The sequence below is a fragment of the Streptomyces phaeoluteigriseus genome, assembly GCF_001896135.2.
GTDB lineage: Bacteria > Actinomycetota > Actinomycetes > Streptomycetales > Streptomycetaceae > Streptomyces > Streptomyces phaeoluteigriseus.
In genome coordinates, this window is record NZ_MPOH02000023.1 from 44,424 (window position 1) to 58,826 (window position 14,403).

The following is a 14,403-nucleotide window of genomic DNA, read 5'->3' on the forward strand; positions in this document are numbered from 1 at the left end:
TCCGATCGTCGGTCCCCCCGGTCGCCGTTCAGGTGGGCCGGGCGTGGCCCGCGCGGTCCCGGTGCGTGAGGGCGCGCTGTAGCCCTGCCAGCCCCGGCGCCCGGTTCCGGCGCAGCGCCGCGCGGGCCGCGTTGGCGCCCGGCGCGCCGTGCACGCCGCCGCCGGGGTGGGCGCTCGCCGAAGCGAGGAACAGGCCGCGCAGCGGTGTCTCCGGCCGTCCGGTGCCGGGCAGCGGACGGAAGATGAGCTGCTGGTGGATGCCCGCGGTGCCGCCGTTGATGGCGCCCGCGCGGAGATTGCCGTCGAGTGCCTGGAGGGTGGGCGGGGCGAGCACGCGGCGGGCGCGGATCAGCGCGCGGAATCCGGGCGCGAATCGTTCGACCTGGCGTTCGACCCGGTCGGCCATGACTTCCTGCTCCTTGGGGTCCCAGGCCCCGGTGAGGCCCTCGTCCCCCGCGTCGGCCGCGACCTCGTGCGGCACGTGGGTGTAGGCCCAGGCTGACTCGGTGCCCTGCGGGGAGCGGGTCGGGTCGGCCGTCGTCATCTGGCCGAACAGGCAGAACGGGCGGTCGGGGACCTGCCGCATCGCGATCTGGGCGGCGAAGCGGGTGAGTTCGTCGAGGCCGTCGGCGAGATGCACCGTGCCGGCCCGTGCGGCCTGCTCGGCACGCCAGGGCACGGGGCCGTCGAGGGCCCAGTCGACCTTGAAGGTGGCGAAGTCCCACTCGAACCGCTTCAGATCGGCCAGGAGCTGGGACGGAAGGTGCTCGGGCTCGACCAGTTCGCCGTAGAGGGCGGGGACGGACACGTCCGCCAGGACGGCGCGGCGGGCGGCGAGCGTCCCGCCGTCGGCGGTGCGTACGCCCACGGCTCGTCCGCCGCGGACGACGACGCGGTCCACCCGCTGCCCGCAGCGCAGGGTGCCGCCGCGCGAGCGCAGCCGGCGGACCAGCGCGTCGGTGAGGGCGCCGGCGCCGCCGGTGGGTACGGGGAAGCCGTACGTCTGGCCGAGCATGGACATCAGCCAGCCGAAGCCGCCGCTGCCGGCGGCCTCCGGGGCGAGGTCGGCGTGCAGCGCGTTCCCCGCGAGGAGGAGCCTGCCCCCCTCGCCGCCGAACTCCTCGGCGCCCATGCGGCGCACCGGCAGCAGGAGGGTGCGGGCCAGCCGCAGACCTCCAGCCGCACGCAGCCGGACGGCGAGCCGCCCGGTGGCCTTCACCGGCGGGAAAGGGGTGAACAGGGCGTCGACGATGTCGGAACGGAGCCGTTCCCAGATCTCGTGCAGTCGGCGCCAGGCGGCGCCGTCGCCGTCGTGGAAGACGTCGAGGGAGGCTGCGGTGGCGTCGATCCGCCGGTCCAGGACCGCGCACCTGCCGTCGCTCAGCGGATGTGCCAGGACGTGGGGTGCGTGACTCCACCGCAGTCCGTGGTCCTCCAGGCGCAGGGCCGACACCACCGGGGAGGCGGCGGCGAGCGGGTAGAAGGAGCTGAAGAGGTCGTTGACGAAGTCCGGGTCCACTCCCCGGTCGTGACGCACCGCTCCGCCGGGTTCGGGCTGCTCCTCGACGACCTCCACGCTCCATCCCGCGTCGGCCAGCAGGTTGGCGGCCACCAGGCCGTTGGGTCCCGCCCCGATCACCACGGCGTCAGGCATCGGCGCCGCCGAGGTGCCGCACCGGTACCGGCCCCGGCCCGACGTCCTCGGCCCCTTCCTCGCACACCCCGGCCAGCCGGGCCAGCATCGTCCGGTGGCGGAGCTGGATCAACGCCTCGACGCCCGCGTTGTGCAGGGCCCCGCCCACTCCTTGCAGGGGATGCTCGTCCACGATCACCAGGCAGTGCTCGCCCCAGGGGCGCAGCTCGATGGCGACCCTCGCGGTGCCGAGCGCGCCCGCCCGGGCCTCCAGTTCCAGGGCTACGCCCTCCTCGCAGCGCCGTACGACGGTCCGGTTGGTCAGCCGGACGGGCCCGATCCGGACCTCGTAGCCGATCTCCGCGCCGACCTGGGGCCACTGACCCCGCACCGGGTGGGACTCCGCCGTACCGACCACCCAGTCCGCGTACCGGTCGCCGTCCGACAGGACGGCCCACACACGCCTCGGGGATGTCTTGATCAGCCGATGCCGGACCGCCACGACGACCTCCTGTGCTCGGGTTTCGCTCATCGCCAAGTGCCCCCGTCGCCGACGGCGAACCGGACTGACGACGAACAATTTCCGATACGGCCGTGAAGGCGCGGTGTCAGCCTTCGACGGACAGCTCCCACGGGCGGAGGCCGGTACCGGTCTCCCACGCGCGCAGTCCCTCGCCGTCCACGCACAGGATTCCGCACTGGGTCGCGTACTCGGTGGCGGGTGCCGTGAAGTCGCTGGTGGTGACGACCACGGCGACATCGGCCTCATGGACGGTGAAGCAGGTGCCGCCGAAGCGCTGCACGTCCTGGGAGCCGACCTTGTGGTCGGCCGCGTAACGCTTGCACTGCAGGACGAGCCGGCGTCCGTCCGGTGCCACCGCTATGACGTCGGCGCCCAGGTCCCCCGCACCGCCCACGACTTCGACGTCCGCGCAGCCGTCGCGGGCGCACAGGCCGGCTATCGCCTGTTCGAACTCGTCCGGGTCCAGGGCCTCGTAGTCCGTGACGTCCGTGGCGTCGGCGGCGTCGGCGGCGTCGGCGGTTTCGATGACGAGCGTCTGCTCCACGTCGGCGACGGCGGACGTCCGGACCGGGTCGGGCGCACCCGCCGGGACGACTTCGACCGGCGTCTCGCCGAGTGCGTCGACTGCTGTCTCGGCCGCTTCCTCAAGGGCCTCGGTGGCGCGCCGTACGAGTCTGCGGGCCGACCACCGGCGTCGGCCCCGACAGCAGGCGACGGTGAGGGCGAAGCCGAGGACGAGCAGGGACACGGCCCACGCGGGGCGGCGCTCCGCCGCGGCCGCGGCGGTGCGGGCGACCAGTCCCGCGAGAGTCAGCAGGAGGGCGAGAAGGATGAAGAAGAGGGCCGTCGTCCGCAGGTCGAAGCGACGGCGGCGGTGCACGGGGCGTAGCGGGCGGGTGGGTGCGGTCACGGTGGTGGTTCCTCCCAAGCGGCCTTCGACGAAGATCACTTGGGGCATGTGCCCCGGCTGGGGCGGTTCATCGTGACCGATTGCCCGAGACGGCAACGGAGTTGACCGGAAGCGTTCCTCCCCGGCTCCGCACGGTGGGCCCGGCCGTCCAGCGGCCCGTCCCACCGCGCGTGCGGGGCGTCAGATGCGGCCGCCGGTGAGCCGCGTGATCGGGCCGAGGGTCTGGCGGCCCGAGCGGCGGCCCACCGCGTACGACGCGGCCGTCAGCGCGGTCACGCCGGCACCCACTCCGGCGGCTATCAGCTTGCGGTGGGCGATCACCGTCCAGGCCGTCCTGGCCGTGGTGGCGACCTGTCCGCCGGCCGTCTTGGCGGTGGCCGCGACCTGCCCGCCGGCGGACTTGGCGGTGGCGGCGACCTGCCCGGTCTTCTCGGCGAGTACCTGGCGGCCCGCCTCGACGCCACGGGCCGCGCCCTGCGCCGCCCCACCGATCGTCCCCGCGGCCCGCTCGGCCTTGGAGCCCGCGGCCGACGCGGTGTCATCCACCTTGTCGGCGGCGCCCTTTGCGGCCCCTGCGGCGGGCGCGGTCGCCTTGTCGGCCGCGCGCCGGGCCTTGGATGCGGTCGCGCGCTTGGCGGCGCGCTCTTCGTTCGTGTCCGTGTTCGGTTCAGTCATGGACTTCGCGTTGCCGCTCGCTCGGTCCGCAAACCCGCCCTGGCCCACCTCTGCCCTTCGGTGAGGTGACGGGGCGTCGGACGGACACCTGTGGGAGTGCCGCGCCCCGCGGTCGGGGTGCGGGCCGGCGACGGCGACTTCCCACGGGGCCCTGCCGGCACGACAGTTGTTCCGCCGGAAGGTGCCTGCCCTTCACCCGTACGACCCTTCACCGTCCGCCCGCACCACCAAGATCATCAATGCTTTGTCATGCCCCCAACCGAAGGAAGGTCGACATGGCCGGATCGCTTCCGAGGACTTTCGCCGTGTCCGTCCTCACGGCGTCGCTCGCTCTGACCGCCGCACTTCCCGCCTCCGCCGGGGACGACGACGCCCTGCCGGCCGTCCTCCCCCGCGTCGAGACGCCTGCCCTGTACGACGACGAGGCGGGCGGCAACTCCGACGCGGACGACCCAGCGATCTGGCGCAACGCCGCCGACCCGGACGCCAGTCTGGTCGTCGCCACCGCGAAGGAGGGCGGCCTCAGGGTGTACGACCTCGGCGCCCGGCTCGTGCAGTCGCTCGCCGCGCCCGCCGGACCGGGTCCCGAGGACGCTCCCGGCCGTTACAACAACGTGGACGTGGTGCAGGGCCTGAAGCTGTCCACGGGGCGCGCCGACCTCGCGGTCACCACCGACCGGGGCAACGACCGGCTGCGGATCTACCGCATCGACCCCACGTCGCCGGGCCGTCCCCTCTCGGACGTCACGGACCCTGCCGCCGCACCGGTCTTCTCCGCCGACCAGACGGAGATCAACGAGCAGCGGACCGCGTACGGCCTCGCCACCTGGACCGACAGGGCGAGCGGGCGCACCTACGCCCTCGTCAGCCGGCGCGAGCGTACGACGATCGCCCTGCTCGAACTGACGCCGACGGCCGGCGGCAAGGTCGGCTACCGCAAGGTCCGCACCCTGGACCTGCCGTCCTCCTTCCGCCTGCCGAACGGCACGTCCTGGTCGCCGTGCGCCGAGCCCGGTGAACTGCCCCAGGTCGAGGGCATGGTCGTGGACCCGGCGAACGGCACCCTGTACGCCGGCCAGGAGGACATCGGCATCTGGCGCGTGCCCGCCACCCTCCAGGGAACGCCCCGACTCGTGGACACCGTCCGGGAGTACGGGGTCCCCGGGACGTACGACGAGGCCACCGAGGAGTGCGTGAACGGCACCGACCCCGGTTACGGCGGGACGCGGATCGCCGCGGACGTCGAGGGCCTGACGCTGCTCAGCGAGGCGGACGGCGACGGCTATGTGCTGGCCTCCAGCCAGGGCGACGACACCTTCGCCGCCTACGACCGCGAGCAGGGTGACGACAACGAGTACGAGGGCGGCTTCCGGGTCGCCGCCACCGGGACGGGCCCCGACGGCTCGGAGGAGTGCGACGGCGCGGCGGTGCTCAACGCACCCCTGGGCCGCAGGTACCCGGGCGGTCTGCTCGTCGTGCAGGACGGGCACGACGACGCCGGTCAGGCCGAGGACCGCACGGCGACGAACTTCAAGTTCGTCGACCTCCGAGAGGTCCTGACCGCGCTCGACGACTGAGGTGGGGTGCGGGTGCGGGTGCGGCGGGGCGGGGCCCCGCCGCACCCTGACAGCTCACGCCGGGCGGGGCCCCTCGGGCGGCCCGGTCCGGCGCAGATCGGCGATCAGCCGGGCGCCGGTCACCGCCGCGTCGTCCTTGTGCGTCTCCCAGCGTCCGAACGTCTCCGCGGCGGCCTCGGCGAAGCCGGTCGGCAGGCCGACCTGTGCGCAGGCGCGGGCGATCTCGCGCATCTCCGGCTCCCAGCGCCAGGCTTTGGCGCCCGCGCCGGCCAGTCGCTCGGGCGCGGCCAGCGGTGTGTGGGGCAGCGCCCCGGCCGCGAGGTCGATCAGCTCGTCCAGGACTCCATGGCCGTCGGCCAGCGCGCAGGCCTGGGCCGCGAGGGCGTAGGCGATCTTGTTGTAGGAGGCGAAGGACAGCTTCAGCGCCGACGCCCGGCCGATCGGGCCGTCCAGCGCGAAGGGCGCGAGCGCGGTGCCCGCGAAGAGGCCGGCGACCCGGGCGACGGCCTGCGCGTCACCGGAGAGGTACAGCCGGCTCGTACCGGCCTCGCGGGGTGGCGGGCCGGTGATCCCGCCGTCCACCACGGTGGCGCCGCCGGCCGCGAGCACCTCGGCGATCCGCGCCATCCGCTCCGGACCGACCGCGTTGGCGTCGACGTAGACGCCGCGGAAGCCGGCGCGTGCCACCTCCTCCGCGACCTCGAGGGCGGCGGCCGGCGGGCACACGCTGAGGACGACCTCGCAGCTCCCGGCCAACTCACCGAGGTCGGCGGCGGACCGCAGACCGGTCTCGGCCGCCCGGCGCCGGGTCGCCCCCGACCGCCCGGAGGGCAGCCACCAGACTTCGGCCCCGCCCGCCACGGCCTGCGCGGCCACACTCGCGCCCATGTCACCGGGATGCAGGATCCCCACGTCTCGACGAACCATGGGCGGACCCTAACCCGGCGGCGCCTGCCGCCCGTCGCGGAGTCCCTGACTCCGGTTCTCACCCGCCCGGTGCCACCGCTCCGTCGCCCTTGAGGCGTTCGAGGTCGGAGGGCCGGACCTGGATCACGACGACGGCGATCAGGGCGGCCATCAGCGTGCAGACGGCCGCGACCACGAAGGCCGCCGACACGCCCGCCGTGAGGATCTCGTCGGCCCAGGGCGGCGGGAGTTCGCCGGTGCGCTGGAAGCGCAGGCGTTCCGCCGGGGTCGCCTGGGCCAGGAACGCCGGGATCTGTTTGTCCGCCTCGCTGTTGCTGGCCGTGCCGAACACCGTGACCAGGATGGACAGGCCGAGCGAACCCCCCACCTGCTGGGTGGCGTTGAGCAGCCCCGAGGCCGCGCCGGTCTCACGGACGGACACGTTGGACAGTGCCATCAGGGTCAGGGAGACGAACTCCATGCCCATGCCCAGGCTGAACACGAGCATCGGGCCCAGCACGCTGCCCGCGTAGGTGGAGTGGACGTCCGTGAGGGTCAGCCAGCCCAGTCCCACGGCGGCAAGGATCCCTCCGACCACCATGAAGGGTTTGGGGCCGTACGTCGGCAGGAACCGGGAGGCCAGGCCCGCGCCGACGGCGATGACCACGCTCACCGGGAGGAAGGCCAGTCCGGCCTGGAGGGGGCTGAAGTCCAGCACGTTCTGCACGAACAGCGTGAGGAAGAAGAACATGCCGAACATGCCGGCGGCCAGGCAGAGCATGATGCCGTAGGTGCCCGCGCGGTTGCGGTCGGCGAACATGTGCAGCGGTGTGATCGGCTGCCGGGAGCGCCGCTCCACCAGGATGAACACCGCGAGCAGGACGACGGCCGCGGCGAACGAGGCCATGGTGAGCGCGTCGCGCCAGCCGTCCTGCGCGGCCCGGATGAATCCGTACACCAGCAGGACCATGCCGGCGGTGGAGGTCACCGCACCGGCGATGTCGAAGTGGCCGGGGTGGCGTTCGGACTCCTTGATCCAGCGGGGTGCCGCGAGGGCGATGAGCAGGCCGATGGGGACGTTGACGAAGAGGACCCAGCGCCAGTTCAGCCACTCCACGAGGATGCCGCCGGCGAGCAGTCCGATCGCGCCGCCGCCGGCCGAGACCGCGGCGAACACACCGAACGCCCGGTTGCGCTCCGGCCCTTCGCGGAAGGTGGTGCTGATCAGGGCGAGGGAGGTCGGTGAGGCGATGGCCCCGCCGACGCCCTGGAGGGCGCGTGCGGCCAGGAGTTGGCCGGGTCCCTGGGCGAGCCCGCCCAGGAGCGAGGCGAAGACGAACAGCAGCACGCCGAAGACGAAGACGCGCCGCCGGCCGAGGATGTCCCCGGCCCGGCCGCCGAGCAGCAGCAGACCGCCGAAGGTGAGCGTGTAGGCGTTGACCACCCAGGACAGGTTGGCGGTGGAGAAGTCCAGGGAGCGCTGGATCTCGGGGAGCGCGATGTTCACGATGGTGATGTCGAGGACCACCATCAGCTGGCACGAGGCGATGACGAACAGCGCCATCGGATGACCGCCGCCGCCCGGCGGCGGGGCGGAGGTCTGGGACGCGGAGGGCTGCGGAGATGTACTCATAGCGTGTCGCCCGCACAGGGGCGGGCCCCTGGGAGATTCAGTGAACGGTCACGTCCACTGTCGTGTTCACCGTTCGACCGTACGCCGCCGCCCGGACCGTCACCACTCGATCATCGGGGCCGGTCGTCGTCGCCCGCGGTCTGCATCGGCCGGTCCGCGCCGGCCGGTCCGCCCGGCTCCCGGCCGCTCCGCCTTCGCGCGCGTCCGCCGGGCATCGGCGCACCAGGACTCCCCCGTGGTCCTGGCACGCCGCCCGGGTTCCGGCGACGTCCGCCGGATGGTCACCAGGATGCGCCGGAACCGGGGCGCGTGTCGTTGGCGAGGCGTCCACGCTCGGTTGGCGGAGCGTCTCCGGGCGTGTCGGGCCCGGGGTGTTCGCGGGCGCGCAGTTCGCTGGGCGGGAGGCCGTAGGCGGTGCGGAAGGCGCGGGTGAACTCGGCGGCCCGCGGGAAACCCCAGCGCGCGGCGACGGCGTGGATCGGCGTCGCGCTCCGGGCGGGGTCGAGGAGTTCGCGGCGGGCGTGCTCCAGCCGTTGGTCGCGGATGTACGAGGCCACGCCGAGGCCTTCGGCCTGGAAGAGGCGGTACAGGTGGCTGCGGGAGATGTGGTGGGCGGCGGCGACGGTCGCGGGGGTCAGCTCGGGGTCGGCGAGGTGGCGGCGGACGAACGCCTTGACGCGCAGGGTGAGGGTCCTGCTGTGGCTTTCCGGCGGCAGGCTCAGGTCGGCGTCCAGGGCGTGCGCGAACGCCGCCGAGACCAGGTCGGCGACGACGGTGGCGAGGCGAGGCCCGTCGGCGGGCCGGTAGTTGGAGGTGTCCGCGGCCAGCTGGCGCAGGAACTGTGCCAGCAGGGCGCCGATGCCCTCCGTGGCCGCGATGCGCCGCCCCATCACCTGGTCGGCGTGCCGGCCGGGCAACGGAACCTGGGCGCGGGGGATCTCCAGTCCGACGATGGTGACCGGGTCGGCTCCGGTGTGGATCTCGAAGGGGCGCGAGGAGCTGCTGATGTGGAAGTCGTTCATCGTGTAGACCGCCTGCCGGCTGCTGCCCCAACTGGCCGCGCCCTCCCCCTTGAGGAGCAGGGAGAGGTGGTGGACCTCGGGATCGGAGGCGCGGATGAGCCTGGGGGTGCGGCGGAAGACCAGCGGGTCGAAGGTGGCCGGCCACACGGTCACGTCGCCGAGGAGGATCGCCCGCTGGCAGCCGTCGTAGTCCGCCGCACGGTCGCTGCTCAGCTGCATCGGCGCATGCGTGCGGCCCATGCGCTGGACCCAGCCCTCGAACCGGTCGGCCGCCGGGAGGTCCTGGGTCCGGAAGACCGACTCGTGCACCACGCAGGCAGTCAATCACACCGGCGGTAGTGGTGAGTTGGGGGCGGTCAGCGGGCCGTGAGCGGGGCGGCGGGGCGGTCCGGATCATCCACCGCCATATTACTGAACCGTAACCTACCGACCGCTACCGCCGGTAACCCAGTCGCCGTTACCTTCCTGACAGCTCGTCTAAGAGCGATTTCCGTACGGCACGCGGCGGCGGTGGGACGACCGGCGCCGTGGGCCGGGCGGTCCGTCCTCACCGGACCGCGCGTCAGCCGAGCCGCAGAGTGAGGCTCGGCCTCCCCTTCTCCCCCCGGAGGTCCGCCATGCCCGCCCCCACCCGCCTGCTCGCCGCGGGCCGTCACGGCCGCGCCTGCCTCGGCACCACGGCCGTTCCGGCCGGCGCCGCGACACCGACCGAACCCGTGGTCTCCCGCGGGGTCACCATCCCCGCCTTCTACACCCCGCCCGCCTCTCTGCCGGCCGACGACGGCGCGCTGATCCGCACCGAACGGCTTCCCCTCGCCCTGAGCCTGCCCGGCGTCAACGGCCCGCTGCCCGGCCGGGCGACCCGCCTGATGTACAGGTCCACGGACTCGGCGGGCCGCCCGACGGCCGTCACCGGCGCCTACATCGAACCGACGGCGGCCTGGCGGGGCACCGGGCCACGGCCGCTGGTCGCCGTGGCCCCGGGGACCATGGGACAGGGCGACCAGTGCGCCGCGTCCCTCGGCCTGGAACGCCCGCTCCTGCTCAACGGACAGACGGTGTCGGTCGGTTACGAGGACCTGGCCATCTACCGCCTGCTCGCCCGAGGTGTCGCCGTCGTCGTCACCGACTACACCGGCCTGGGCACCACGGACCGGCTGCACACCTACGTCAACCGGGTCGACGAGGCCCACGCGGTGCTGGACGCCGTCCGCGCGGCCCGCTCCCTCGACGGGACGTCGCTCACGGACGGCTCGCGGGTGGCGCTGTTCGGCTACAGCCAGGGCGGCGGGGCCACCGCTGCCGCCGCCGAACTCCAGCCGACGTACGCCCCCGACGTGCCGCTGGCCGGCACCTACGCCGGGGCGCCGCCCGCGGACCTGGTCGCCGTCACCGCGGCCATCGACGGCAGCGACCTCGCCGGGGCGCTCGGCTGGTCGGTCAACGGCTTCCTGGAGTCCGACCCGGAGCTGAAGCCGATCGCGGACGCGCACCTCAGCGCGGCCGGCCGGGCGGCCCTCAGGGATCTGTCCACCATGTGCGTCGGGGACGCCCTCCTCGCCTACAACTCGGCACGCAGCACCGCCTGGACCACCGACGGCCGCCCTCTCGGCGCCATCATCGAGGACGAGCCCGCGCTGAAGGCGTTCCTGGACGATCAGCGCATCGGCAGGCTCAGGCCCGCCTCCCCGGTGCGGGTGGCGACGGGCACCGCCGACAACCTCGTACCGCACGGACAGGCCCGGGACCTCGCCGTCGCCTGGTGCGCGAAGGGGGCGGACGTCACCTACAAGCCCGTCGTCCTGCTGCCGCTGGGCAACGCCCTGCTCAACCACTTCGCCCCGCTGCTCACCGACCAGGGCGACGCCATCTCCTGGCTCACCGACCGCCTCGAAGGCAGGCCGGCCGGCTCGAACTGCGCCGGCCTTCCCTACAAGCCCTGACAAGCCCTGGGACCGGGCGAACGACGGCCGCCGTCCCCCGTGGGCCGAACCCTGCCTAGGGTGGGCGGTATGGCCGAGGTGGAGATCGTGCAGTTGCTGGTGTCGCCCGTGCACCGGTTCTCGGGGCGGCCCGGGGACGGGCCGTCGGGCGGGCCGCTGGACGGGCCCGGCGACGAACTCGTGCCGTCGGTGCGGGTCCGCGCCGGTCTGGGGCTGGTCGGCGACCGCTACTTCGGCCGGCCCGCCCACCGGAACGCCTCGGTGACGGTGATGGCGGCCGAGAGCCTTCCCCGTGACATCGCCCCCGACGCCGATCTCCGGCACACCCGCCGCAACATCCTGCTGCGGGGCGTCGACATCGACGCCCTCGTCGGCTCGACGATCGTCCTCGACTCCGGGGGTGGTGCCGTGACCCTCGCCGTGAACCGTCCGGCACGACCGTGCGCGTGGCTGGACGTCACCGTCGGACCGGGCGCGCAGCGTGCCCTGCGAGGGAACGGCGGCGTGCGGTGCACTCCCCTGTCGGACGGGGTGCTGACCGTCGGCGGAGCGACGTTCCGCGTCCTCGGCGACGAGACCTCCACGGCGTCCGCCTGACCGCCGCCTACAGGCCGTCCAGCAGCCCCAGCCGGGCGACGATCCGCTTGCCGACCGGCTCCCGTACGATGTCGACGGCCTGGGCCACGGCCATCACGATCTCCAGGCCGTGCTGCCCCACCCTCGTCGGATCGGCCCCGCGCGGCACCGGCAGCGCCGGTTCGCTGTCCCAGACCGCGATCTCCACGGCGGCACCGGCGATGCACAGGTGCAGCAGGGCCGGGCCCGGCGCGTGACGCAGCGCGTTGGTGACGAGTTCGCTCACCACGAGCTGCGACAGATCCATAGTGCGGGCCGACACCGGCACCCCGTGCTCGCGCTGCACGCTCGCGAGGAAGGAGCCCGTCAGCTCCCGCGCCCCGGCGATGCAGCCGCTCTCCCCGTCCAGGGCCATCGTCGTCTCGACCCGGCCCCGATCGGGACGCGGAGAACCCTCGTCGGGAGGGACAGGTGCCATGCGGACCGCCTTGATTACCCCGTTCATGACCGCGCGCATACCCCCGAATCGCACTCCTACGCCCCAGCGGCACCACTGTCGGAGAACGCCGGAGCGGATACCCGTTCCCGGCGTCCGGTGCCGTACCGCGCCCCGGCCGCCGGCGGGAGTGTTCCCCCGGCGAAGCCGGCCACGAAACCGCTCGGGGTTCGCCGTCTCGCCGCCGCCCTGGGCCGGTGGCTTCGCCCCGGGCAGGACGGGCCGACGGATGCTGCCGAAGTCGGCGGAGGCGCCGCCGTCGCCGGGCAGGACGACGGCGTCGTCGTACGCGAACCGGCCCAGGACGGGCGGACCCTCGACCGTCGCACGGCGTCCCCGCCGGACCCCTGCTGGGCCGTCAGGGGGTGCCGGGCGCGTCTCCCCGCCAGTCGAAGCGGCGGATGTCGCCGGGGCGCTCTTCGTACAGGGCCCAGCCGCCGGGGCCGTAGCGGCCAATCTCGGTGGTCAGCGCCACCTCGCGCAGGTCGCCGCCGGGGCGGTCGGTGACGTCCAGCAGCAGCCCGTCCAGCGGGCCGCCCACCAGTTCCGCGTACTCGCGGTCCGGGCGGGGCGCCGCGTCCTCGTGGTCGGCGCCGTAGACCCGGCCCCGCATGAAGTCAGCCTCGTCCATGACCAGCAGCTTCCCACCCGCCACTGACAACGGCCCGTCGAGCCGCCGTCCGCCCTGCCGCACTTCGGCCAAGCCGATGGCCGAAAAGTGCCGAGCGGAGGCATTTCATCACACTGCGGGTAGGTATCCGTTCCTGGCACATCGCGGTGTACGGGGTGGGGGGTGCCGGCTCTGGGGGCACGCGGGGGGAAGCGAGCGTCGGCGGGCGGTCCTGGCGCGCCCGGCGGCGCCGGACCGTGCGCGAGCTGCGCGCCTCGGGCCGCTACGGGCCGGGGCTGCGCGAGGTGCTGCCCGGCCTCGCCGCGCTGGTCCTCGCGTGGGTGCCGCGACCGCGGCCCTGGCGCTGGCCGGCCGCGCCGTCGGCCCCTGGGTCCCGGCCCTGGTCCTGGTGGCGCTCGGCCTGGTCGCCGTCGTCGCGCTGCGGCGGTCCCGGCGGCCCGCGCGGCGGCGCCACGGCTACTACACCGCCGAGGAGTTGGCGGATCTCGATCCGTCGGCGCTGGTGGTCGCGGTGGCGCGGATGCTGCGGCGGGACGGCTGGCGGGTGCTGCCGCCGTCCGCGCACGACACCGTCCATCTCGCCGCCCGCGACCGGCGGGGACGGCTGCTCGACGTGGCGTTCCGGCCGGTGGCCGAGCCGCTGCCGGACGAGGACGGCGCCTGCTCGTGCCGGGCGCGGTGGCGGTCCGGACGGCGGGTGCGGCTGGTCGTGCACCGCGGCACGTTCTCGCACCGCGACGAGGTGTGGGCCGCGCGCCAGACCCACACGCATCTGCTGGACGGCGCCCGCCTGTCGCTGTGGGCGGGCGGGACCCCGCTGACCGAGATCACGGCCCTCGGCCCCCCGGCTCCGCCCCGCCGCGCCTGAGTCAGCCGTCCGTCCGTACCGTCCGCAGATAGGCGCCGAGGCGGGCGATCGCCGCCGGGTTGCGGGGGCTCTCCACCAGGTCGACGTAGTCGAGGACGACGATCCGGCGGTGCTTGACCGCCGACACGTCGCGCAACGGGGCGTAGGAAAGGAGGAAGTCCTTCTTCCGCTCGGCGCCGACGTCTCCGTAGTCGCAGATCACGATGACGTCCGGGTCGCGTGCGACGACGCTCTCCCATCCGACGGTGGTCCAGGAGTCGGCCACGTCGTGCATGAGGTTGATGCCGCCGGCCTCGCTGATGATCTGGTCGGGGGCGGCGTACCGGCCGGAGGTGAAGGGCTGGTCCTGGCCGCTGTCGTAGAGGAAGACCGTGGGCCGGGCGCGTCGGCGGGGATCCCGGCGCGGACGGCGGCGACCTGCTTCCTGAATCCGGCGATCAGGTCGGCCGCGCGCTTCTCGACGCCGAACAGCTTGCCCAGGTTGGTGAGGTCGGTGTAGAGCGCCTCCAGGGGCGGCATGATGCCGCGGGAGCTTTCCGTGCGGCCGTTGCGGCAGGACTCCGTGAGGATGTACGACGGGATGCCGAGCTTCTTCAGGGCGTCCGGGGTGAAGCCGCCCTCCTCGCGGAAGCCGTAGTTCCAGCCGGCGAAGACCAGGTCGGCGCGGGCGTCGAGGACGTTCTCCTTGGTGAGCTGGTCCTTGGACAGCCACTTCACCTTGTCGTAGCCGTCCTTCCAGGGGACGCCGGTCAGGTCTCCCTTGTCGTCGGGCATGGCGAAGCCCGCCATGCGGTCCTCCAGGCCCAGGGCGAACATCAGCTCGGTGATGCCGACGTCGTTGGTGACGACGCGTTCGGGGACCTTGTCGTAGGTGACCTCCCGGCCGCAGTTGGTCAGGGTGACGGCCTTGGCGTCGGTGGTCGTCGTCGGTTCCACGGTGGCACCGCAGCCGGTGACGGCGGTCAGGGTGAGGGCGGCGGCCAGGACGAGGGGGCGCAGGGCGGGCACGG

The 14,403-nt window shown here is 73.9% G+C and carries 13 protein-coding genes and 1 pseudogene; 4 read left to right on the forward strand and 10 right to left on the reverse strand.

The window, feature by feature from the left end:
- Positions 1 to 28: 28 nt before the first annotated feature.
- The 4 genes from BM536_RS36795 to BM536_RS36810 all read right to left on the reverse strand — a co-directional run bounded on the left by BM536_RS36795 (position 29) and on the right by BM536_RS36810 (position 3,741).
- On the reverse strand, positions 29 to 1,654 hold the full coding sequence (locus BM536_RS36795) for a phytoene desaturase family protein (RefSeq protein WP_094104016.1): 1,626 nt from the start codon (positions 1,652 to 1,654) through the stop codon (positions 29 to 31).
- On the reverse strand, positions 1,647 to 2,135 hold the full coding sequence (locus tag BM536_RS36800) for an SRPBCC family protein (RefSeq protein ID WP_073498984.1): 489 nt from the start codon (positions 2,133 to 2,135) through the stop codon (positions 1,647 to 1,649). The genes BM536_RS36795 and BM536_RS36800 overlap by 8 nt, the downstream gene beginning before the upstream one ends.
- A gap of 106 nt (positions 2,136 to 2,241) precedes the next feature.
- Positions 2,242 to 3,066, reverse strand: coding sequence for a restriction endonuclease (locus BM536_RS36805; protein ID WP_245873973.1), 825 nt, complete (start codon positions 3,064 to 3,066; stop codon positions 2,242 to 2,244).
- A gap of 180 nt (positions 3,067 to 3,246) precedes the next feature.
- The gene (locus BM536_RS36810) at positions 3,247 to 3,741 is read right to left on the reverse strand and encodes a hypothetical protein (protein WP_094104018.1); all 495 of its coding nucleotides are present in this window, start codon (positions 3,739 to 3,741) and stop codon (positions 3,247 to 3,249) included.
- A 275-nt stretch (positions 3,742 to 4,016) separates the two neighbouring features.
- Here BM536_RS36810 and BM536_RS36815 point away from each other — a divergent pair, with 275 nt between their 5' ends.
- On the forward strand, positions 4,017 to 5,318 hold the full coding sequence (locus BM536_RS36815) for a phytase (protein WP_094104019.1): 1,302 nt from the start codon (positions 4,017 to 4,019) through the stop codon (positions 5,316 to 5,318).
- A 54-nt stretch (positions 5,319 to 5,372) separates the two neighbouring features.
- Here BM536_RS36815 and BM536_RS36820 read toward each other — a convergent pair whose 3' ends face one another.
- The 3 genes from BM536_RS36820 to BM536_RS36830 form a co-directional block, all read right to left on the reverse strand.
- A complete protein-coding gene (locus BM536_RS36820; protein ID WP_094104020.1) occupies positions 5,373 to 6,245 on the reverse strand; it encodes an NAD(P)-dependent oxidoreductase in 873 nt (290 codons plus the stop codon).
- 58 nt (positions 6,246 to 6,303) lie between these two features.
- Positions 6,304 to 7,857, reverse strand: coding sequence for an MFS transporter (locus tag BM536_RS36825; RefSeq protein ID WP_094104021.1), 1,554 nt, complete (start codon positions 7,855 to 7,857; stop codon positions 6,304 to 6,306).
- Positions 7,858 to 8,138: 281 nt separating this feature from the next.
- Entirely contained in the window at positions 8,139 to 9,191 is a 1,053-nt protein-coding gene (locus BM536_RS36830) for a helix-turn-helix domain-containing protein (protein WP_094104022.1), read from the reverse strand.
- 305 nt (positions 9,192 to 9,496) lie between these two features.
- Here BM536_RS36830 and BM536_RS36835 point away from each other — a divergent pair, with 305 nt between their 5' ends.
- Both BM536_RS36835 and BM536_RS36840 read left to right on the forward strand, forming a co-directional pair.
- Positions 9,497 to 10,822, forward strand: coding sequence for a lipase family protein (locus BM536_RS36835; protein WP_094104023.1), 1,326 nt, complete (start codon positions 9,497 to 9,499; stop codon positions 10,820 to 10,822).
- Between the two features lie 69 nt (positions 10,823 to 10,891).
- Complete coding sequence (locus BM536_RS36840; protein WP_073497770.1) at positions 10,892 to 11,419, forward strand: molybdenum cofactor biosysynthesis protein; 528 nt, start codon at positions 10,892 to 10,894, stop codon at positions 11,417 to 11,419.
- A 7-nt stretch (positions 11,420 to 11,426) separates the two neighbouring features.
- On the opposite strand, the gene BM536_RS36845 is transcribed toward BM536_RS36840, so the two are convergent.
- Positions 11,427 to 11,876, reverse strand: coding sequence for an ATP-binding protein (locus BM536_RS36845; protein WP_094104029.1), 450 nt, complete (start codon positions 11,874 to 11,876; stop codon positions 11,427 to 11,429).
- Positions 11,877 to 12,252: 376 nt separating this feature from the next.
- The gene (locus BM536_RS36850; RefSeq protein WP_094104030.1) at positions 12,253 to 12,525 is read right to left on the reverse strand and encodes a hypothetical protein; all 273 of its coding nucleotides are present in this window, start codon (positions 12,523 to 12,525) and stop codon (positions 12,253 to 12,255) included.
- Between the two features lie 316 nt (positions 12,526 to 12,841).
- On the opposite strand from BM536_RS36850, the gene BM536_RS36855 reads away from it, so the two are divergent.
- Positions 12,842 to 13,393, forward strand: a complete 552-nt coding sequence (locus BM536_RS36855) for a hypothetical protein (RefSeq protein WP_245873974.1) — start codon at positions 12,842 to 12,844, stop codon at positions 13,391 to 13,393.
- Between the two features lies 1 nt (position 13,394).
- On the opposite strand, the pseudogene BM536_RS36860 reads toward BM536_RS36855, so the two are convergent.
- Positions 13,395 to 14,392: pseudogene (locus BM536_RS36860) on the reverse strand (ABC transporter substrate-binding protein).
- Between the last annotated feature and the right edge of the window lie 11 nt (positions 14,393 to 14,403).

Coding starts and splice junctions, on each gene's coding strand:
- BM536_RS36795 (WP_094104016.1), bottom strand. CDS start 1,654: ATGCCTGACGCCGTGGTGATCGGGGCGGGACCCAACGGCCTGGTGGCC.
- BM536_RS36810 (WP_094104018.1), bottom strand. CDS start 3,741: ATGACTGAACCGAACACGGACACGAACGAAGAGCGCGCCGCCAAGCGC.
- BM536_RS36815 (WP_094104019.1), top strand. CDS start 4,017: ATGGCCGGATCGCTTCCGAGGACTTTCGCCGTGTCCGTCCTCACGGCG.
- BM536_RS36820 (WP_094104020.1), bottom strand. CDS start 6,245: ATGGTTCGTCGAGACGTGGGGATCCTGCATCCCGGTGACATGGGCGCG.
- BM536_RS36825 (WP_094104021.1), bottom strand. CDS start 7,857: ATGAGTACATCTCCGCAGCCCTCCGCGTCCCAGACCTCCGCCCCGCCG.
- BM536_RS36835 (WP_094104023.1), top strand. CDS start 9,497: ATGCCCGCCCCCACCCGCCTGCTCGCCGCGGGCCGTCACGGCCGCGCC.
- BM536_RS36840 (WP_073497770.1), top strand. CDS start 10,892: ATGGCCGAGGTGGAGATCGTGCAGTTGCTGGTGTCGCCCGTGCACCGG.
- BM536_RS36845 (WP_094104029.1), bottom strand. CDS start 11,876: ATGGCACCTGTCCCTCCCGACGAGGGTTCTCCGCGTCCCGATCGGGGC.
- BM536_RS36850 (WP_094104030.1), bottom strand. CDS start 12,525: ATGGACGAGGCTGACTTCATGCGGGGCCGGGTCTACGGCGCCGACCAC.